Origin of the sequence: Bradyrhizobium sp. 187, from assembly GCF_023101005.1 — a bacterium.
GTDB lineage: Bacteria > Pseudomonadota > Alphaproteobacteria > Rhizobiales > Xanthobacteraceae > Bradyrhizobium > Bradyrhizobium canariense_D.
Map to the genome: position 1 here is coordinate 6,650,041 of NZ_CP064693.1, position 19,130 is coordinate 6,669,170.

Consider the following 19,130-nt stretch of genomic DNA (forward strand, 5'->3'; position numbering starts at 1 on the left):
GCACGAGGTAAAGACAACTCGCACCTCGGCGCCGCACATCAACCCGCCGGCACGATCACCATGCTCTTGTCCTTCGGCCAGCGAATGCGCCAGACGAAGTTGATGTCCTTGACCTCGCCGGGCTTGGCGTCGAACGACCATTCCAGCACGCCGCGCCGGTCGCGAATGTTGCTTGCGGTCGGCGGCGTGGTCGCAGGCAGCATCTCGACGAGGATGTCCTCGTTCTCGCTGACCGGCAATTGATCCTCAATCGCGACCTTGATCGGGAAGTCGTGACCATTGCGGATCGTCGTCTTGAACGATCGCTCGTCGGTCTTCGACGTCGTGACCAGGAGACCGGCCGAACCTTCGTTGCGCTTGAGCACCGCGCGCTCGATCCTGACCTTGTCGTCGGCGCCGAAGCCGAGCCGCACGATATCGTCCTTGGCCGAAGCCGAGAGCTTGCCGCGGCCGACGAAAGTCCCGTCGCGATAGATTGCAACCTTGCCCGGCAACAGGCTCGTGTCGTCGCTCTGCTTGAAGCTCGCTTCGAGGAAGGCGGTGGGGTCCATCACCGGTGCCGCGCGCACCATGAGATCGGCGGGCACGGTCATCGAGGCGATGCGCAGGCTCTTGGCGCCCTCGGCGGCCCCGAGGCTGACGCGGCCGGGAATTTTGTAGGTGGCCTGGAAGTCACCGATCTCGGCGACCGCCTGCTGCTCTTCGGCGCGTTCGCGGATATCGTCCGCCGCCTTGGCCGCGGAAGTTTCCATCTTGCGCTGCTGCATGGGCGCCGCCGCAGGCATTGCCGAATCCGAAACTGAGCCCAGCGCCCGCGGCCTCGGTACCTGCGGATATTGTGCGACCAGCGAATTCAGCTCCGGCGCGCTGCCGCCGCGGCCGATGCGGACCGTGGAGACGCCGAGCGCGACGTTCGACCAGTCCTCGCCGGTCGCCTGCGTGACCTCGGCGCGGCGGACAAGCTCGAGCTGCGGTTTGCGGTCCTTCGCGCCGGTGTCGAGGCGGGCGTCGTAGAGCGGCAGCCAGCGCGCATTACGCACATTGTAGGTCACCCGCAACGTCGCCTTGGTTGCTGCCGGCGCCGCGATGTCCATGCCGACTTCGAGCTTGCTCGGCGGCTTGGCCTTGCGCTCGACTTCGAGCTGGGCGATCTGCCGATCGATCTCGCGCATCTTGCGCGTGGCGTCGCGAACGGCGGTATCGGCGCTCGCAATTTCGTCGCCAACGGCGGCAAAGGCCGTGCGCCATTCGGCAATCGGCCGCGCCTCGCCCTTGTCGCCGATGCCCGCGGGAGAGGCTTCCGCAAAGTGCTCCGCGAATTTGCGCCGCGCAATGGCCGAGTCGATCGCGCCTTGCAGGTCGGCGCGCTGGTCGTTCAGCGCCTCGATGCGCTTGTCCAGCTCCGGCAAATTGACCGGCGCCGCACGTGGCGTTCGCGCATCGATCGTGCCGATGGTGAGCTTCGCTCCCCCCTCACCCTCCACCCGGATCGAGGAGGTGTCGAGACCAAGCGGGAAGTCCTTGGCAACGAGCGTCGAGTCACCAGACGGCAGGTCCACTGCGATGACGCGGGTTACGGTCGCGCCATCCGGGTAAACCGTGACGGTATCGATGGCCGACGTGGCGTCCAATTCGGCGGCCCATGACGACGACGCGAATGCCGTGCTCACCAGAACCAGGCTCGTCGTCGCCAAACATCTTGCGGTGATGCGCATCAAGTCCCTCCTCCAAGTCATCGCCGCCGCCAGCCGGACGCGCGATCCAATGCCTCGCCAACATGGTTGGACGCGGCAGGGAAGGAACTGGTTCGATTGGGGTTTCCGTGGGGCGCCGCCGCGGCGGCAGCAAGGCCCGCGACGGAGCGCTTAATCCTGAGGAGTCGAACCCTGCCCGAAGATGCGGCGAAGCAGGTCCGTCACGTTCTTCGCACCGGCCTTCCTCAGAATACCGGCGCGGTAGCCCTCGACCGTGCGCGCGCTCAGATGCATGCGCCGGGCGATCTCCTTGTTGGTCAGGCCGGCGGCGAGATGCTCGAGCACGTCGCCTTCGCGCGCGGTCAGTGGTTCGCAGCCGGGCAGCCAGCGCTGCCGGTTGGAGCCGGGCTGTGCAAACTCGTCGATGGCGGCATCGATCCGGTCGACGATGTCGCGGGTGCGGAACGGCTTCTCGATGAAGTCGGCCGCACCGCTCCTGATGGCGTCGACCGCCATGGCGATGCTGCCGTTTGTCGCGGTCACCAGCACCGGCGCCATGCAGTTTTCCTCGCGCAGGCGCTTGAGCACGTCGAGACCGGAGCGATCAGGCGGCATCTCCAGCAGCACGCAGGCCGGCATCCGCGCCTTGGCCTCCGAGAGCAGAGACGCGCCGTCGGCGAAGCAGATCACGTTGTATGCGCTTTGTTGAAGCGCGGTGGAAAGTTGTTCGCGGGAGGCGGCATCGGTGTCGATGACGAATACCTCACCCTTGGAAAGCATGTCCCCCGGCATAATTCCGATCCAGCAATGTCTTGGGTCAAATGGTCCGAGACGGCAGCGGGGCCTCGTCGCGCCGCGCCGTCATATGCACGGCATTCACGCCCGTGCTTCGGTTTTACTTATGTATGTTCCACCCATTTCCCGGATTTGACGGATCGGGACAGAAACTTTACATTTCGGGACATCTGCGGGATGTCCGGCAGGAACGGGTCGCATGACCGACCTCATTCGCAGCGCGGGCTTGAGCTATTACCCGGAGGTCGCCCGGTCGGTCGGGCTCGACCCCAAACACATGATGCGCAAGGTCAGGCTGCCGCTGGCCTGCCTCGACAAGCCCGACACGCCCATTGCCGTCACCGGTCTCCGCCGTCTGCTCGAATTGTCGGCCGAGGCGTCCGGCGCCGAAGATTTCGGCTTGCGGCTTGCTGAACGCGGCGGGCTGACCAATTTCGGCGCGGTCGGCCTGATCGTGCGCGAACAGGCGACCGTTGGTGAAGCCATCGAAGCCTTCTCGCGCTTCATCCCGATCCATCACGACGGCATGAAGCTGGACGTCACCCGCAACAAGCAGACCGTGACCGTCACGCTGCACCTGCGTGGCCGGCAGCCGGCCGCGCCGCGCCAGTCGATCGACATGGCGCTCGGCAGCGTCCACCGCATCATCCAGTCGCTGTTCGGCAGCGATTGGCGGCCGCAGGAAGTTCACCTGCATTACCCACCGCCGCTCGACCGCAAACGCTACCGCGAGTTCTACGGCTGCCGTGTGACCTTCAATGCGGAGGCCGATTCGATCCTGTTGTCGGCACACGACATGGAGCGCCGGATCCCGAGCGCGCATCCGCTGATCGCGAGCTATCTGCGCAAGCGGATCGAGGCGATCGAGACGCGGCCGGCAAGCTGGGAGGAGAAGGTCGACGAGGTCGTGCGTCTCCTGCTCGCCGGCGGCGACTGCACGGTCGAGCGCGTCGCCGAACACCTCGCCTGCACCCGGCGCACCATCCACCGCCACCTCGCCGAAGCCGGCACCAGCTTCTCGGCCATTCTCGACGCGCAGCGCGCCGATCTCGTGGTCCAGCTCATCGACGACCCCGGCCGGCCGCTGGCCGACATCGCCGTGCAGCTCGGCTTCTCCGCACAGAGCGCCATGGCCCGCTGGTTTCGCGGCCATTTCGGCTGCACCATCACCGCATGGCGCAAAGGCGCCCGGCCATTGGCGGCAACCGCGGCTTGATTTTCAAGACCGATCACATCACCCGCGCAAACATGCGAAAGCCCGGCGCACCGATGATCGCCTCGAAGGCAGGATCGCGCTTCTCCTCGGCAAGGACAAAGCCGGCCTTGGTATAAGCGCGCTCGGCGGGCTCGTTGCCGATCAGGAACGATATTGTCGCCCGTGCACATCCAGCCGCTCGCCCCTTCTCCAGCGCATGCGCGATCAGTGACTGCACCAGGCCGCGGCCGCGATAGGCGGGATCGGTCGCGACATGCTCGATCATCCAATCGCCCTCGCCGCCCTGAACCCAGCAGGCGCGGGTGTAGCCGCCGCGTTGACGGATGGCCTCCAGCTCTGCCGCGGCGATTCCGGACGCGGCTGCGACTTCCTCGATCGCACGCCAAGCCGCTGGTCCCGTGCCGGCCGCCGGTAGCGCACACAAGGCGGCAGCAGGCTTGCCATCGATCTCGGCGACCAGAAATTGCGAGACGTGCCACATCGACACCGCGCGAGCGGCTGCGACGTGCGCGATGAAATCACGGCACTGTGTTTCAGGCCAACCGAGCGCAACGTCGAACCAGCCACGCGGCCGGTAGCCGCGCTGCGATGAAAGGATGGTTTGTGCGATGAAATCGGCGTCTTCGGGACGCGCAGACCGTATCGTCATGCGCGCCCCCTTCGCGAAAACCTTACGTGTTCTTCAGTGCGACGCGAAATTCGGCCTCGGTCTTGGCCTTGACCTCGTCGAGCGAGACGCCGTCGGCGAGCTCGATCAGCGCCATGCCGCCGCTGCCGTGCTTGTCGATGGTGAAGACGGCCAGGTCAGTCACGACCATGTCGACCACGCGCTCGCCGGTCAGCGGCAAATTGCACTGCTTCAGGAGCTTTGGACCGTCCTTGGCCGAATGCTCCATCACCACGACCACGCGCTTGACGCCGGCGACGAGATCCATCGCGCCGCCCATGCCCTTGACCATCTTGCCGGGGATCATCCAGTTGGCGAGATCGCCGTTCTGGGCCACCTGCATGGCGCCGAGGATCGACAGATCCATGTGGCCGCCACGGATCATGCCGAAGGAATCCGCGCTCGAGAAATACGAAGTCGACGGCAGTTCGCTCACGGTCTGCTTGCCGGCGTTGATGAGATCGGCGTCCTCTTCGCCCTCATACGGGAACGGGCCCATGCCGAGCATGCCGTTCTCGCTCTGAAGGCTGACGTCCATGCCGTCCGGGATGTAGTTCGAGACCAGCGTCGGGATGCCGATGCCGAGATTGACGTAATAGCCGTCACGCAGTTCCTTCGCGGCGCGCGCAGCCATCTGTTCACGGGTCCAGGCCATCTTAGTCTCCTGATCTCAAGCTGCCGTGCGCGGGCGGGTGTTGCGGAATTCGATGCGCTTCTTGGCCGTTCCGACCTCGACGATGCGCTTGACGAAAAGACCGGGCGTGTGGATGTGGTCGGGATTGAGTTCGCCGGCCGGAACCAGATGCTCGACCTCGGCCACCGTGACCTTGGCGGCGGTCGCCATCATCGGGTTAAAGTTGCGCGCGGTCTTGCGATAGATGAGGTTACCTGCGGTGTCGCCCTTCCAGGCGTGGACGATGGCGAGGTCGGCGAACAGGCCGCGCTCCATCAGGTATTTCTGTCCGTCGAATTCTTTCACTTCCTTGCCTTCGGCGATCAGCGTGCCGACGCCGGTCTTGGTGTAGAAGGCCGGAATGCCGGCGCCGCCCGCGCGGATGCGCTCGGCCAGCGTGCCCTGCGGATTGAATTCGAGTTCCAGCTCGCCGGCGAGGAATTGCTGGGCGAACAGCTTGTTCTCCCCGACATAGGACGAGATCATCTTCTTGATCTGGCGGGTTTCGAGCAGGCGGCTGAGGCCAATGCCGTCGACGCCGGCATTGTTTGAGACCACCGTCAGGTCCTTGACGCCGGAGTCGCGGATCGCGTCCGACAGCGTCTCGGCGATGCCGCAGAGGCCGAAGCCGCCCGACATGATCATCATGCCGTCTTTCAGAACGCCCTCGAGAGCCGACTTGGCGTCGGGATAGACCTTGTTCATGCAAATTACCTTCGAGTGAACCTTCGGCTTGCAGGCGTCGCGCCTTAGTGGCGGCGATTATTAGGCGAAATCGTCCGAAGCCGTCAATGATACGGGGTTCTCCGCTCCGCCCCTGGGTGATAGAAGCTGCCCAAGCCGTGGGCGCAACCGTTCCCGCGGCCTTGAAAGCGACAAGAAAACCCATCAAGTTGCGGCACTTAACACAATAGGTCTTGGGCGTGGGGCGCGCAGGTTTCCCAGCCCGCCTTCTGGCTCCAGCGACCAACTCGATCAGGACATGCCATTGACCATGGCCCAAGGAATGAAGCGCCTCGGGACGCCGATCGCGGCGCTGCTCGGCGTGGCGCTGATCGCCCTGATCGCGACCTCATGGCTCATCAACCGCGACGCACTGCGCAAGGCCGTGGAAACGCAGATCCGCGACGTCACCGGACTCGAGGTCAACGTCGCAGGCGCGATCGACATTTCGGTGCTGCCGGCAAGCTACATCTCCTTCCATGACGTCGGGCTGAAGGGCGGCGGCACCAGCGATCCCGCGCTCCATGTCGACGTTCTCACCGCGAACCTGCGGCTGCTGCCGCTGCTGCTGCAACGGTTCGAGATCGCGGACCTGACGCTGCTGCGGCCGCGCATCCATGTCAGCCTGAAGCCGGACGGTGAAAGCAACTGGACACCGTTCATCCAGACCATCGCGCGCACCATGAAGCCCGGCGCCGAGAATCAAGTGTCGTTCTCTGAGATCCGGATCCAGGACGGCGTGCTCAATTACGAGGACGCTGCCACGCACGGCACCGAGAAGCTCGAGGACATCGACCTGTCGCTGGCTTGGCCCTCGATCTCGCGCTCCTTCGCCGCGACCGGACAGTTCGACTGGCGCGGCGAACGGGTCGACGGCTCGATCAGCTTTTCCGATTTCGTCGCCGCGCTCTCCGGCGAGCGCTCGGGGTTGAAGGCGCGGATCGCGAGCGCGCCGCTCAAGCTCGCCTTCGACGGCAGCGTCGCCAACCGCACCAGCCCGATGATGGAGGGCACGCTCACCATCGACAGCCCGTCCCTGCGCAACGCGCTACGCTGGACCGGCCAACCGCAGCCCGCCAGCGGCGGCTTCGGCCGCTTCGCGCTGAAGGCGCGGGCCAATGTCGTCGGCGCGTCCATCGCGCTCACCAATGTCAATGTCGAGCTCGACGGCAACACCGCCGAGGGCGTGATGACCTACGCCAATAACGGCCGGCAGACGCTGCAGGCGACGCTCGCAGCCGACGCGCTCGACTTCACCCCCTATATCTCGACTTTCCGCCTGCTCGCGAGCGGCGCGCGCGACTGGAACAGGCAGCTGTTCGATCTCAACGCCTTGTCGACCACCGACCTCGACATGCGCCTGTCGGCCGCCAAGCTGACGGTCGGGACGTCGAAACTCGGCCGCACCGCGATCGGCGCGAATCTCCGCAACGGCACGCTGGCGCTCTCGGTCGGCGAGGCCCAGGTCTATGGCGGTATCGCCAAGGGCTCGTTCGGCATCGCGCGCTCCGACACCGTCGCCGACATCAAGGCGCAATTCCAGTTCACCGACGTCGACCTTCAGGCCTGCGCCTCCGAGCTGTTTGGCATCAACAAGCTGTCCGGGCGCGGCAACATCAACGTCTCGCTCCTCGCGTCCGGCTCGAGCCCGTTCGGCCTCGTGCAGTCGCTCGACGGCAGCGCCACAGTGACCGGGCATGACGGCGCGATCGCGGGCTTCAATGCCGAGCAGCTCCTGAAGCGGCTCGAGCGGCGGCCGCTGTCCGGCGGCGGCAATTTCCGCAACGGCTCTACCCCTTACGACAATCTCACCATCGCGGTGAAGTTCTCCGACGGCGTCGCCACCGCCGAGGACATCCGCGTCGAAGGACCGGCGGCGAAGATCACCATGACCGGTACCGCCTCGGTGCCGACGCGCGAATACGACATGAAGGGCGTGGCCAGCCTCAACAGCGCGTCGGGGTTCGAATTGCCCTTCGTGGTGCAGGGCCCCTGGGACGACCCCCTCGTCTTCCCCGATCCGGAAAGCCTGATCCGCCGTTCGCCGGCCTCTGCGCCCCTGCTCGACATGCTGAAAGACCGCAAGCCGGGCGACGCGGTGCGCTCCGCGATCGAGCGCATCACCGGCACCGGAAAACGTCCCGCACCGGCCGAAGCGCCGACGGCGGAGAACGCCAAGGAAGGCGCGAAGTCCAATTAAGGACGGCGATCAAGCGGCGCCAGCAGATCGGCGCGAATTGATCAGGGCGAATTGATGCGGCGATTGGATCGATGCGCACATTAAGCATCTCCTCTCGCCCGACACCCCACGACCTATGTCTGACAAGAAGCCGCTAGATCGGATAGCGGCCATGCGCTAGTGTTTTATACGACCGGTTAAAAACACCGGCCGTTTGAGGGAGAAAAACGTGAAATCCAAGGTTATTGGCGCAGTATCACTGGCGGTCGCTGCGGCCGGGCTGTTTGCAGCCGCTGCACCCGCATTTGCGCAGCAGAAGACGATTACGGTCTGGTGGGGCAAGGGCTTCTACCGCTCCGAAGACGACGCGCTGCTCGAGACGATCAAGAAGTTCGAAGCCAAGACCGGCATCAAGGTCGAATTGTCGCAGTACGCGATCCAGGACATGATTCCGAAGACGGTCGCCGCACTCGATTCAGGCACCGTGCCCGATGTTGCCTATTCCGACACCTACGACGTGCAGGTCCAGGGCAAGTGGGCCTACGAAGGCAGGCTCGAGGACCTCTCAGACATCATGGAGCCGATCAAGGATCGGTTCGTGCAGAACACGCTGGATGCGTCGATCCTCTATAACGACGTCACCAAGAAGAAGGCCTATTACGGCTTCCCGCTGAAGCAGCAGAGCATGCATGTCGAGATCTGGAACGACATGCTTGAGAAGGCCGGCTTCAAGCTCGCCGACATCCCGACCGACTGGGAAGGCTACTGGACATTCTGGTGCGACAAGGTGCAACCGGGGATCCGCAAGGCGACCGGCCAGCGCGTCTACGGCGTCGGCCAGCCGATGGGCGTGGAATCCACCGACGCTTTCCAGTCGTTCTACACCTTCATGGATGCCTATCACGTCAAGCTGGTCGACGACGACGGCAAGCTCACGGTCGACGATCCCAAGGTCCGCGAGAACCTGATCAAGGCGATGAAGGACTACACCGACACCTACATCAAAGGCTGCACCCCGCCGTCCTCGACGACCTGGAAGGATCCCGACAACAACGTCGCGTTCCACAACAAGACCATCGTGATGACCCACAACTTCACGATCTCGATCGCGGCGAAATGGTTCGAGGACTCCCAGAACCAGACGCTCACGCCCGAGCAGCGCGAAGCCGGCAAGAAGGCCTATGGCGAGGATATCATCACCGCGTCCTTCCCGAAGGCTCCGGACGGTTCGACGATCCGCTACCGCTCGGACGTCAAGACCGGGCTGGTCTTCTCCGTGGCCAAGAACAAGGCCGAGGCCAAGCAGCTCATCGCCTTCCTGCTCCAGGAGGAGAACGTCCGGCCCTATATCGAGGGTGCGCTCGGCCGCTGGTTCCCGGTGACGAAGGAAAGCCAAGAGAGCCCGTTCTGGCAGGCTGACCGGCATCGCAAGGCGGTCTACTCGCAGTTCAAGGGCGGCACCGCCGCGTTCGACTTCACCAAGAACTGGAAGTTCACCATCCTGAACAACGAGAACGTCTGGGCCAAGGCGATGAACCGCGTGGTCAGCGAGAAGGTGCCGGTGGACAAGGCGGTCGACGAGCTGATCGCCCGCATCAAGGCGGTCGCGGGCTGATCTCGGACTGCAATAAGGTATATGCTAATACCGGTCGCGGCTCTCCGCGACCGGTTGCTTTCGGTGGGTATGCGATATGGCGATCACACTTTCCGGCTCAGACACAATTCCGGCCCCTCCCCTGTCGGCGCGCCTGACCACGCAGCAGGTCTGGGGCATCTTGCTGCTTGTGCCCTATCTACTCGTCTTCCTGGCCTTCGTCGTCTATCCCGTCGGCTACGGCCTGTGGCTGGCGCGCAGTCCGGCGAACTATGTCGCGCTGTACAACGACCCGATCTTCGCGCGCGCCGCGGTCAACACGCTGATCTTCCTGGTCATCGGCATCAACGTGAAGATGCTGATCGCGCTGTTCCTGTCCGGCTTCTTCGCCCAGCAGCGCCCCTGGATCAAATGGCTGTCGGTGATCTTCATCCTGCCCTGGGCGGTGCCGTCGATCCCGACCATCCTGTCGGTCCGCTTCATGCTCAATCCCGAATGGGGCATGGTCAACCATTTCATCTTCTCTCTCACCGGCGATGACGGGCCGAACTGGCTGAACGATCCGACGGTCGCGCTGACCATGGCGATCGCCGTGCATATCTGGAAGTCGCTGCCGTTCTGGACGCTGATCCTGCTGACCGGGCGGCTCGCGATCCCGCAGGATCTGTACGAGGCGTCCGAGGTCGACGGCGCCAGTCCGTGGCAGAAATTCCGCTTCATCACCTGGCCGTCGATGCAGATGCTCTACGTCACCTGCACGCTGCTCTCGATGATCTGGACGCTCGGCGACTTCAACAGCGTCTATCTGCTCACTGGAGGCGGGCCGGCCGACCTCACGCACGTGCTGTCGACACTCGGCATCCGCTATCTCCGGCTCGACCAGCTCTCGCTTGCGATGGCCTCTATCGTCTGCGCGATACCGCTCGTGCTGCCGCTGATATACTTCATGATGAAACGGTTGTCGCGATGAAGCTTCCCACCCTCCGCGAAGTTGGCACCGAAGCCAAGCTCCTGCTGATCGGCATCCCGGTCTTCATCTGGACCATGATTCCGATCTACCACATGTTCCTGTTCGCGATCTCGCCCAAGGAGGACGCGTTCTCGGGCAAGCTGTGGCCGGATCATCCGACGCTGCACAACTTTCACATCGTGTTCTACCAGGAGCACTATTTCCTGCGAGACTTCTGGATCCAGTTCTGGAACTCGACGGTGATCGCGCTGGCCGCAGGCGCGCTGACCTTGTTCGTCGCGACCGCCGCCGCATTCTCGATCTCGCGGCTTAAGGCGCCGGGCGGCCGCTGGGTGATGAATCTCGCGCTGTTCACCTACTTCATCCCGGCGGCGTTCCTCGCCGTGCCGATGTACCGCACCATGGGCAACTACGGCCTGCTCAACAATCACTGGTCGCTGATCCTGGCGATGGTGACGATCGCTTCGCCTTACGCGATCTGGGTGCTGAAGCAGGCGTCCGACAAGCTGCCGGTCGAGCTCGACGAGGCCGCCGTGATGGACGGCGCGACCACGCTGCAGCTGTTCCGCCTGGTCTATGTGCCGCTGATGATGCCCTCGCTGGTCGCGATCGGCACCTATGCCGTGCTGCTGGCCTGGAACGAATATCTCTACGCGTTCCTGCTCTTGTCCAAGGACACCGATATCACGCTGCCGGTCGCGCTCGGCAACTTCCTCGCCGCCGACGACTCGCCGTGGGAGCTGTTGATGACCACCGGCTTCATCTACGCGCTGCCGCCGGCCGCGGTCTATTACGCCTTCAAGCGCTACATGGTGGGCGGGCTCACGGCCGGTGCGGTGAAGTCCTGAGATCCACGGCGCGCTTTCTTTGGTAGGCAACCAGCAGCGCGATCGTCGAGCCGATGAAATAGCCCGCGGTCGCGCCCGAAATCGCGCGGCCGACGACGAGTGCGAGTGCACGGTCGCTCGCATCGACCGTCGAGATCACGCCGACCGCATACTGCAGAGAGAATATGACGAGGTTGCGGATCAGCGCAAAGGCGCCACCCGCGCGGATGATCTCGCCTGTCTTGTGATCGACGTCGAACGGACGCGACGTTAATACGCCGATCGGCAACAACACCAATGCGGCCCCGCCCCAGGCAACCAGCGGCCACGCGCTATCCTGATGTCCGAAGCCAATCCGCGAAATGCCCCAGACGATGAATACGATCGGAACGATCAGCGCACGCCAGACCGGCGTCTTGCGCGGCTGCATCGCCTTGATGCCCTGCCAGACCAGATAGGCGAGCAAGGTCCAGACCCAGAGCGGCGTATGCACCAGGACCTGATAGGCAAACGTCATCATCGCCTCCCGTTATAGCGGCGCCGCGCTCTCGCCCTGCGAACTCGACAGTTTCGAGGCGAGCGAGGCGATGACGATGACAACAGCAATCAAGGCGATCACCAGCGTGCAGATCGCGTTGATCTCGGGCTTCACTCCGAGCCGCACCTCCGAATAGATCCGGATCGGCAGCGTCGCCGAGCCGGGGCCGGTGGTGAAGCTCGCGATCACGAGATCGTCCAGCGACAGCGTGAAGGCGAGCATCCAGCCCGCGACGATCGCAGGCGCGATCAGCGGCAGCGTTACGGCCACGAACGCGCGCAGGGGGTCGCAGCCGAGATCCATCGCGGCCTCTTCCAAGGAGCGGTCGAGCGAGCCGAGGCGGGACTGCACGACGACGGCGACGAAGCACATCGTCAGCGTGGTATGGGCGATCGTCACCGTCCAGAAGCCGCGCTCCGCGTTTAGCGCCACGAACAGCAGCAGCAGCGACAATCCGGTGATCACCTCCGGCATCACCAGCGGCGCATAGAGCATGCCGGAGAACAGGGTGCGGCCGCGAAACCGCTCGCCGCGCGACAGCGCCACGGCGGCGAGCGTGCCGATCAGGGTCGCAATAGTCGCCGACGAAACCGCGACGCGCAGGCTCATCCAGGCCGCCTCGATCATGGCGCGGTCATTGAAGAACTCGTGATACCAGCGCAGCGACCAGCCACCCCACACCGTCACCAGCCGCGAGGCATTGAAGGAATAGATCACGAGGATCAGGATCGGCAGATAGAGGAAGGCAAGACCCAGCGCGAGCGAGGCGACGTTGAAGCGGGACAGGCGGGAGACCTTGCGCATCGCCTCACCGCCCCTGTTCCAGCTGCCGCTTCTGCAGCCGTTCGTACAGCAGCAGCGGGACCAGCAGCACCACCAACAACACGATGGCCGCGGCGGAGGCGACCGGCCAGTCCTTGTTGGTGAAGAATTCGAGCCACAAGGTCTGGCCGATCATCAGCGCATTGGAGCCGGCCAGGAGATCCGGAATGACGAACTCGCCGACGATGGGGATGAAGCACAGCAGCACGCCGGCGCCGACGCCGGGCAGCGACAGCGGGAAGGTGACGAGCCAGAACACCTGCCAGCGCGGCGCGCCGAGATCGGAGGCCGCCTCCTCCAGCACCGGCTCCATTTTGGCCAGCGTGGCGTAGAGCGGCAGGATCATGAACGGCAGGTAGGAATAGACGATGCCGATATACATCGCGCTGTCGGTGGAGAGCCACACCACGGGCTGACTAACCAGATGCAGCCCCAGCAGGATCTGGTTGAGCAGGCCGTCGTGCTGGAGGATGTTGATCCAGGCATAGATCCGGATCAGGAACGAGGTCCAGAACGGCACGATCACCAGCACCATCGCCACGGCCTGCCAGCGCGCCGGCAGCCGCGCCATGCCGTAGGCGATGGGATAGCCGATCAGGAGCAACAGCGCGGTCGCGGTGACGGCGACGGTGAGGCTACGCACATAGGCGAACACGTAGATATCGTCAGAGACGAGCAGCCTGAAATTGTCGATCGACAGCGCGGCAAAGGCGGCCTTCAGCGCCCCCCATCCCGCCATCAGGTCGAACACCGGCTCGTAAGGCGGCTGCGCGATCGCCGTCTGCGACAGGCTGATCTTCAGCACGAAGCCGAACGGCACCAGGAAGAACAGCACCATCCAGACATAGGGCGCGATCGCGGCAAAGCGAGCCGGTCGCGCAAAAATGCGGCGCCCGCTCATGACGGCAGCACCACGCAGTCGTCGGGCGTGAACCAGGCGACGACAGGCTGGTTCAGGCTGTAGGCGTCGACATCAAGGCGCGCACTGTTGGCGACCGAAGCCTGCACCATCCCTCCGGCCTCGAGCTTCACCTTGTAAGTGGTGGTGCCGCCGAGATAGCAGATGTCGGCGATCACGCCGTCCAGCTGGTTGATCGCCGTTTCATGACCGGCCTCCCTCGCCGGACCACGGCGCGACAGCCTGACCTTTTCGGGGCGGATCGCAACCGATAATCTGACCTCGCCGAACGGCTCGCGCGGCTCCGCCACCACCAACGGTCCCGCATCGCGCGTGCCTATGACCAGACGATGACCGTCGCGCAATTTGGACTCGGCGTCGAACAGGTTGATGTCGCCGACAAACTCCGCGATCCAGCGCGAGCGTGGCGCCTCGTAGAGTTCGCGGGGACTCGCGACCTGCGCGAGCTTGCCGTCTCTCATCACGCCGATCCGGCTCGCCATCGTCATCGCCTCTTCCTGGTCGTGGGTGACGATGATGAAGGTCATGCCGAGCCGGCGCTGAAGCTCCATCAGTTCGCCTTGGGTGCTTTCGCGCAGCTTCTTGTCCAGCGCTGCGAGCGGCTCATCGAGCAGAAGGAGCTGCGGGCGTCGCGCCAGTGCACGCGCCAACGCCACGCGCTGGCGCTGTCCCCCGGAGAGCTGGTCGGGCTTGCGCTTCTCGAGTCCGTCGAGCTTCACCAGCGCAACCATCTCCGCCACACGCGTGGCGATGTCAGCGCGCGCCATACCGGCGCGCTTCAGGCCGAAGGCGATGTTGTCGCGCACCGACAGGTGCGGAAACAGCGCGTAGTTCTGGAACATCATGTTGATCGGCCGCTCATGCGGCAGCGCCTGCGCGATGTCCTTGCCGCCGAGCAGAATGCGCCCTTGATCCGGCGCTTCGAAACCGGCGAGCATGCGCAGAAGCGTGGTCTTGCCGCAGCCGCTGGGCCCGAGCAGCGCAAAGAACTCGCCGGCCTTGATGTCGAGCGAGACGCCATCGACGGCCCGGAACGTCCCGAACGTCTTGGCAACGCCCTCGATGCGCAGCAACGGCTCGCCGGCAGCGAACTGCGTCTCTCCGACCGCAGCCGCAGCCGCGTCTGTTCTGGGCAACTCGTCAGTCATGGTTCCTGCCAACCCCAATCAAGCCGCACGCTAGCGGCCGATCGTCCCTCACTCAACCGGTTAGAGGCCGTTCGTTCACGCATTCGCCATGAACGCAGCCAGCGCATCGCATTCCCCCGCTGACATCGTCAGGCCGAGCTTGGAGCGGCGCCACAGGATGTCCTCGGGAAAACGCGCCCATTCGTGGGTCATGAGATAGCGCACCTCGGCCCCGGTCAGTTCGGGACCGAAGGCGGGGCCGAGATCGTCCCGGGTCTTCGCCTCGGCAAGCACAGCCGATAGCCGCGAGCCATAGGCCGCGACGAGGCGTTGGGCCTGCGCCTCCGAGAGAAAGCGCCAGCGGTCACGCGCAAGATCGACCTCGGTGTCGAAACGATCCCAGGCAAAATCTCCGCCCGGCAGCGCCGCGCCTGCGGTCCAGGGCGGCGACATCGGATAGAACGGCGTCAACTTCGTCACCGCGCGCTCCGCCCGCAGGCGCGAGGTGGTGACGTCACCGCCAAACATCGTGATCAGCGGCGCCTTGCGCCGTCGCGCGTCGAACAGCGTCGTGCCATCACGCCCGCGCGCGGACGCCAGCGTCAGGTTGACGCCGGAGACCGCGCGCACCACGTCGGTCGGGGCAACGCGCTCGCGGAAATAGCGACTGGCCGCTTCGCAGAGATAGGTGACGTCGGCCCCCCGCATCGCGACGATCGCAGGATCGCCGGTGAAATCGTGCGTGACTGTTCCGATCAGGGTGAAATCGCGCGCGAGGGGACTCGCGAAGATCAGCCGGCCATCGCTGTTCTGGAAGACGTAGACGTTATCGGAATCGAACAACCGCGGGACGATGATCTGGCTCATCTGCATCGCCGCCATGGCGGGTTGCGGCTGCCGCAGCACGGTCTCGGCGACTATCGACGTCCAGCCGCCGGTGGCGTTGGCCAGCGCCCGGGCCGTGATCGTGCGACGATGGCCGCGGTCGACCACCGCGAGCCGCCATGTGTCGGTTCGATCGGCGCGCACACAGCGCGCTCCAGTCCGAATCACGGCGCCGCGCTCGGCCGCATCCAGTGCCGTGAGCACCACCAGTCGGGAATCGTCGACAACGCAATCCGAATATTCGAAGGCCGTGCCGAATGGTCGTTTCAGCGCGTTGCCGACCGAATGATGCGTGATGTCGAGGGTCGCCGTTGCAGGCAGGCCGCACCGGCTGGTGAGGCTGTCGTAGAGGAGCAGGCCGACGCGCAGCAGCCATGGTGGGCGCTCGTCGGAATGCGCCGGGATCACGAAGCGCATCGGCCGAACCAGATGCGGCGCGATCCGGAGCCAGATCCCGCGCTCGGCGAGCGCCCGGCGCACCCGGCGGAAGCCGCGCCGTTCCAGAACCGAGAGATCGCCATGGATCAGCCGCGGCGTTGCCGACGACGCCGCGCCGCCCAGATCGCCCTGCTCCAACAGGATGACCCGCAGGCCGCGGCCGGCGGCATCGCGGGCGAGGCTGACGCCGTTCAGGCCGCCGCCGATGATCGCAAAATCGTAATCCGCCATGAAGCCGTCGAATGGGAGCGAAACGCTCGCCATCTCTAGAGCCATTTCCCTTCCGATGAAAATCGGAACGGGGCTCTAGATTCTGATTTGGCGCGTTTTCTTGACGCGAACCCGCATCCGCTGCGCTCGAAAAACGCTCTAGCCGGTCTTGAGCGCAAGCTCCATGACTTCGGCACGACCGACGAGGCCGGCATATTTCCCGATCGGCAGTGGCTTGCCGAGCAGATAGCCCTGCACGCCGTCACAGCCTTCCGCGGCGAGGAAGGCGAGTTGTTCCAGCGTCTCGACGCCCTCGGCGACGATCGACATTTCCAGGCCATGGCCGAGATCGATCACCGCGCGCACGATCGCCGCCGATTGCGGGTTGCGGCCGAGATTGATGATGAAGGCGCGGTCGATCTTGATCTTGTCGAACGGGAATGCCTGGAGATAGCTCAGCGAGGAATAACCGCTGCCGAAATCGTCCATGGAGATGCGCACGCCGAGCGCCTTGAGCCGGCGCAGCAGCGCCAGACCGCGATCGAAGTCCTCGATCAGCACGCCCTCGGTGATCTCGAGTTCGAGCCGACCGGGTGCGAGACCCGTCTCGAGCAGGATGGAATGCACGAGCCCGACCACGTCGCCGTGCATGAACTGCGCCGGCGACAGGTTGACCGCGATCTGAAGCGGCTTCGGCCAGGACGCGGCCTCGCGGCAGGCTTCGCGCAGGATCCACTCGCCCATCTCGACGATCAGGCCGCTTTCCTCCGCGATCGGGATGAATTCGGCCGGGGAGACTTGGCCGCGCACCGGATGCTGCCAGCGCGCCAGCGCCTCGAAGCCGATGATCTCGCTCTCGGCGACGCTATGGCCCGCTGCTCCCTGCGGCTGGAAGGCGAGCGAGAGCTCGCCGTTCTTGATCGCCATCGAGAGATCCTGGTGCAGCACGCGGCGATCGCGGATCTGCTGGTCCATCTCCGGCTGGAACAGGCTGATCGTGCCGCGCGACTTCTGCTTGGCGCGGAACAGCGCCGCGCCGGCATTGGCGAGCAACGAGGCGGCGTCGGCGCCGTTGTGCGGGAAGATCGACATGCCGGTGGTGACGCCGGCGCGGACCGGGCGGCCGTCGATCTGGAATTCCTTAGCGACGGCATCACCGATCTGCTGCGCCAGCGCGAGACCTGCATCCGGCTGCTTACCGTCGATGATCAGGCCGAACTCGTCGCCGGACAGGCGCGCCACCACGCCGCCGCGCGCGGAGTCCTGGAGCCGCTGGGCCACCTCGACCAGGAGCTTGTCGCCGTGCGCATGACCGAAGACGTCGTTGACCTCCTTGAGACCGTCGAGATCGACGCACAGAACCGCGAACTCCTCGCCGGTGCCCTCGCAGGCCTCGATCATCTGGGTCAACGCCTGCAGGAAAGCGGCACGGTTCGGCAAATCGGTGAGGCCGTCGTGATAGGCCATGTGCGCCATGCGCGACTCGGTCTGCCGGCGATCGGTGACGTCCTCGTGGGTCTTGATCAGATATTGCGGCTCGCCGGTGTCGCTCAGCACGGTGGCGCGGCGGGTGAGGAACAGCCGCAGCCCGTCCTTTGTGGAGATCGGGTGCTCTTCGGTGATCATCCCACGCTTCTTGATCGCGGCTTCGTCGCGCGCGATGATCAGCTTGGCTTCCTTGGGATTGAAGATGTCGGACGCGGTCAGGCCTGTGGCTTCCTCGCGCCTGCGGTTGAGGATCGTCTCGGCGCTGCGGTTGGCGAGCAGGTAGCGGCCGTCCTTGACCTGCTCGACGATCAGGGCCACCGGGATGTTGTCGACCACGAGCTCGAGGAACTTCTTCGTGCTCTCCAGCTCCTTCGACAGCGAGCGGCGATCGGTGATGTCCTCGAACACGAGCATCAGGAATTCGGGCTTGTTGCTCTCGTTGCGGACAACGATCCGGATCGAGGCAACCATGCGTCGCTCACCGGCGCGGTCGACCTCGAATTCGTTGCGAAACTGGCCGTCCGGCGAATCGAGTGCCGTGCGGTCGGTCGCCTCGATGCTGTCCGCCGAGATCGGCGCAAACAGCTCGCGCGCGTTCTTGCCGACGACATGGTCGCGCGAGAAGCCCCAGAACCGCTCATAGGCGCTGTTGGCGAAGATGTAGCGACCATCCTCGATGTTCTTTGCGGCCACGCAGGCCGGCACGTTGTCCAGCACCGTTTCCAGGAACTGCTTGGTGGAGGCGAGCTGCCGCGACAGCCTGCGCTGCTCGCTGACGTCCAGATGCGTCGTCACCGAGCCGCCGTTGGGCAGCACGAAATATTTCACCAGGATGGCCCGCCCGTCCGGCAGTTCGGTGATCAAGCCGTTGGTGCTTGCCGCCTTCTCGTAGAACTCGTCGTTGGAGGCGGCGCCGAGCACCCCGCGCTTGCGTCGCAGCTCAAGGAGTTCGTAGCCGTTCATGTTGGCCCAGAGATCCGACCGCGCCAGGCCGTAAATCTCGATATAGCGGTCGTTGCAGAAGATGACGCGCCGCTGCGCATCCGTCATCACCACGCCCTGGTTGAGATTGTTCATGGCGGAGGAGACGAAGGCATTGCGCCGCAGCTGCAGACGCCTGGTCCGGCGCAGCGAGGAATGGATCCACAGCGCGATCGCGGCGAAGAACGAACAGATCACAATTCCCGCGATCAGGGCTTCCCAGATCACGTTGGGATCAAGCTCGCCGAGATAGCTCGGAGGGGTGAAGCTGTCTGAGAGGGCAAAGGCGCGCGCAGGCGCGACCGCTGCGGCCAGGCACACGACGGCCTGCACCGCAATCGGAAGCGCGCTGCCCGCGTGCCAGTTCTTCTCAGCCATCAGCCA

The 19,130-nt window shown here is 64.7% G+C and carries 16 protein-coding genes; 5 read left to right on the top strand and 11 right to left on the bottom strand.

Annotated features, from left to right (window positions below; translation table 11 throughout):
- Positions 1-38: 38 nt before the first annotated feature.
- Positions 39-1,715: a mucoidy inhibitor MuiA family protein gene (locus IVB19_RS32155; RefSeq protein WP_247820748.1), complete on the bottom strand. Its 1,677-nt coding sequence runs from the start codon at positions 1,713-1,715 to the stop codon at positions 39-41.
- A gap of 150 nt (positions 1,716-1,865) precedes the next feature.
- On the bottom strand, positions 1,866-2,486 hold the full coding sequence (locus tag IVB19_RS32160) for a response regulator transcription factor (protein ID WP_247767532.1): 621 nt from the start codon (positions 2,484-2,486) through the stop codon (positions 1,866-1,868).
- Between the two features lie 202 nt (positions 2,487-2,688).
- Between IVB19_RS32160 and IVB19_RS32165 the strand changes: the two genes are divergently transcribed.
- The gene (locus tag IVB19_RS32165) at positions 2,689-3,705 is read left to right on the top strand and encodes an AraC family transcriptional regulator (protein WP_085349164.1); all 1,017 of its coding nucleotides are present in this window, start codon (positions 2,689-2,691) and stop codon (positions 3,703-3,705) included.
- A 13-nt stretch (positions 3,706-3,718) separates the two neighbouring features.
- On the opposite strand, the gene IVB19_RS32170 is transcribed toward IVB19_RS32165, so the two are convergent.
- The 3 genes from IVB19_RS32170 to IVB19_RS32180 are packed head-to-tail and all read right to left on the bottom strand — an operon-like array spanning position 3,719 to position 5,750.
- Positions 3,719-4,354, bottom strand: a complete 636-nt coding sequence (locus tag IVB19_RS32170) for a GNAT family N-acetyltransferase (RefSeq protein WP_018453839.1) — start codon at positions 4,352-4,354, stop codon at positions 3,719-3,721.
- A 22-nt stretch (positions 4,355-4,376) separates the two neighbouring features.
- Entirely contained in the window at positions 4,377-5,027 is a 651-nt protein-coding gene (locus tag IVB19_RS32175) for a CoA transferase subunit B (RefSeq protein WP_007596236.1), read from the bottom strand.
- Between the two features lie 15 nt (positions 5,028-5,042).
- Positions 5,043-5,750, bottom strand: a complete 708-nt coding sequence (locus IVB19_RS32180) for a CoA transferase subunit A (protein WP_085349162.1) — start codon at positions 5,748-5,750, stop codon at positions 5,043-5,045.
- A gap of 289 nt (positions 5,751-6,039) precedes the next feature.
- On the opposite strand from IVB19_RS32180, the gene IVB19_RS32185 reads away from it, so the two are divergent.
- From IVB19_RS32185 to IVB19_RS32200, 4 genes are all read left to right on the top strand, one after another.
- Complete coding sequence (locus IVB19_RS32185) at positions 6,040-7,968, top strand: AsmA family protein (RefSeq protein WP_162496341.1); 1,929 nt, start codon at positions 6,040-6,042, stop codon at positions 7,966-7,968.
- Positions 7,969-8,176: 208 nt separating this feature from the next.
- Complete coding sequence (locus IVB19_RS32190; protein ID WP_247820749.1) at positions 8,177-9,562, top strand: ABC transporter substrate-binding protein; 1,386 nt, start codon at positions 8,177-8,179, stop codon at positions 9,560-9,562.
- Between the two features lie 76 nt (positions 9,563-9,638).
- The gene (locus IVB19_RS32195; protein WP_018453834.1) at positions 9,639-10,511 is read left to right on the top strand and encodes a carbohydrate ABC transporter permease; all 873 of its coding nucleotides are present in this window, start codon (positions 9,639-9,641) and stop codon (positions 10,509-10,511) included.
- Positions 10,508-11,359, top strand: coding sequence for a carbohydrate ABC transporter permease (locus IVB19_RS32200; protein ID WP_018453833.1), 852 nt, complete (start codon positions 10,508-10,510; stop codon positions 11,357-11,359). Before IVB19_RS32195 ends, IVB19_RS32200 begins: the two co-directional genes overlap by 4 nt.
- On the opposite strand, the gene IVB19_RS32205 is transcribed toward IVB19_RS32200, so the two are convergent.
- The 6 genes from IVB19_RS32205 to IVB19_RS32230 form a co-directional block, all read right to left on the bottom strand.
- Entirely contained in the window at positions 11,334-11,855 is a 522-nt protein-coding gene (locus IVB19_RS32205) for a DUF6622 family protein (protein WP_085349159.1), read from the bottom strand. The two genes, IVB19_RS32200 and IVB19_RS32205, sit on opposite strands and share 26 nt — an antisense overlap.
- A gap of 12 nt (positions 11,856-11,867) precedes the next feature.
- Positions 11,868-12,680, bottom strand: a complete 813-nt coding sequence (locus tag IVB19_RS32210) for an ABC transporter permease (protein ID WP_085349158.1) — start codon at positions 12,678-12,680, stop codon at positions 11,868-11,870.
- Positions 12,681-12,684: 4 nt separating this feature from the next.
- Positions 12,685-13,599, bottom strand: a complete 915-nt coding sequence (locus IVB19_RS32215) for an ABC transporter permease (protein WP_085359440.1) — start codon at positions 13,597-13,599, stop codon at positions 12,685-12,687.
- Entirely contained in the window at positions 13,596-14,765 is a 1,170-nt protein-coding gene (locus IVB19_RS32220; protein ID WP_085359442.1) for an ABC transporter ATP-binding protein, read from the bottom strand. Before IVB19_RS32220 ends, IVB19_RS32215 begins: the two co-directional genes overlap by 4 nt.
- A gap of 75 nt (positions 14,766-14,840) precedes the next feature.
- Positions 14,841-16,298 (bottom strand): glycerol-3-phosphate dehydrogenase, encoded by a 1,458-nt coding sequence (locus tag IVB19_RS32225; protein ID WP_247767790.1) that lies wholly within the window; start codon positions 16,296-16,298, stop codon positions 14,841-14,843.
- A gap of 138 nt (positions 16,299-16,436) precedes the next feature.
- Positions 16,437-19,124, bottom strand: coding sequence for a sensor domain-containing protein (locus IVB19_RS32230; protein ID WP_018453827.1), 2,688 nt, complete (start codon positions 19,122-19,124; stop codon positions 16,437-16,439).
- Positions 19,125-19,130 lie beyond the last annotated feature (6 nt).

What these genes read in the sequence shown, in the direction of transcription:
- IVB19_RS32155 (WP_247820748.1), bottom strand. Translation starts at nt 1,715, where the DNA reads ATGCGCATCACCGCAAGATGTTTGGCGACGACGAGCCTGGTTCTGGTG.
- IVB19_RS32170 (WP_018453839.1), bottom strand. Translation starts at nt 4,354, where the DNA reads ATGACGATACGGTCTGCGCGTCCCGAAGACGCCGATTTCATCGCACAA.
- IVB19_RS32165 (WP_085349164.1), top strand. Translation starts at nt 2,689, where the DNA reads ATGACCGACCTCATTCGCAGCGCGGGCTTGAGCTATTACCCGGAGGTC.
- IVB19_RS32215 (WP_085359440.1), bottom strand. Translation starts at nt 13,599, where the DNA reads ATGAGCGGGCGCCGCATTTTTGCGCGACCGGCTCGCTTTGCCGCGATC.
- IVB19_RS32185 (WP_162496341.1), top strand. Translation starts at nt 6,040, where the DNA reads ATGGCCCAAGGAATGAAGCGCCTCGGGACGCCGATCGCGGCGCTGCTC.
- IVB19_RS32220 (WP_085359442.1), bottom strand. Translation starts at nt 14,765, where the DNA reads ATGACTGACGAGTTGCCCAGAACAGACGCGGCTGCGGCTGCGGTCGGA.
- IVB19_RS32175 (WP_007596236.1), bottom strand. Translation starts at nt 5,027, where the DNA reads ATGGCCTGGACCCGTGAACAGATGGCTGCGCGCGCCGCGAAGGAACTG.
- IVB19_RS32160 (WP_247767532.1), bottom strand. Translation starts at nt 2,486, where the DNA reads ATGCCGGGGGACATGCTTTCCAAGGGTGAGGTATTCGTCATCGACACC.
- IVB19_RS32205 (WP_085349159.1), bottom strand. Translation starts at nt 11,855, where the DNA reads ATGACGTTTGCCTATCAGGTCCTGGTGCATACGCCGCTCTGGGTCTGG.
- IVB19_RS32200 (WP_018453833.1), top strand. Translation starts at nt 10,508, where the DNA reads ATGAAGCTTCCCACCCTCCGCGAAGTTGGCACCGAAGCCAAGCTCCTG.
- IVB19_RS32195 (WP_018453834.1), top strand. Translation starts at nt 9,639, where the DNA reads ATGGCGATCACACTTTCCGGCTCAGACACAATTCCGGCCCCTCCCCTG.
- IVB19_RS32210 (WP_085349158.1), bottom strand. Translation starts at nt 12,680, where the DNA reads ATGCGCAAGGTCTCCCGCCTGTCCCGCTTCAACGTCGCCTCGCTCGCG.
- IVB19_RS32225 (WP_247767790.1), bottom strand. Translation starts at nt 16,298, where the DNA reads ATGGCGGATTACGATTTTGCGATCATCGGCGGCGGCCTGAACGGCGTC.
- IVB19_RS32230 (WP_018453827.1), bottom strand. Translation starts at nt 19,124, where the DNA reads ATGGCTGAGAAGAACTGGCACGCGGGCAGCGCGCTTCCGATTGCGGTG.
- IVB19_RS32180 (WP_085349162.1), bottom strand. Translation starts at nt 5,750, where the DNA reads ATGAACAAGGTCTATCCCGACGCCAAGTCGGCTCTCGAGGGCGTTCTG.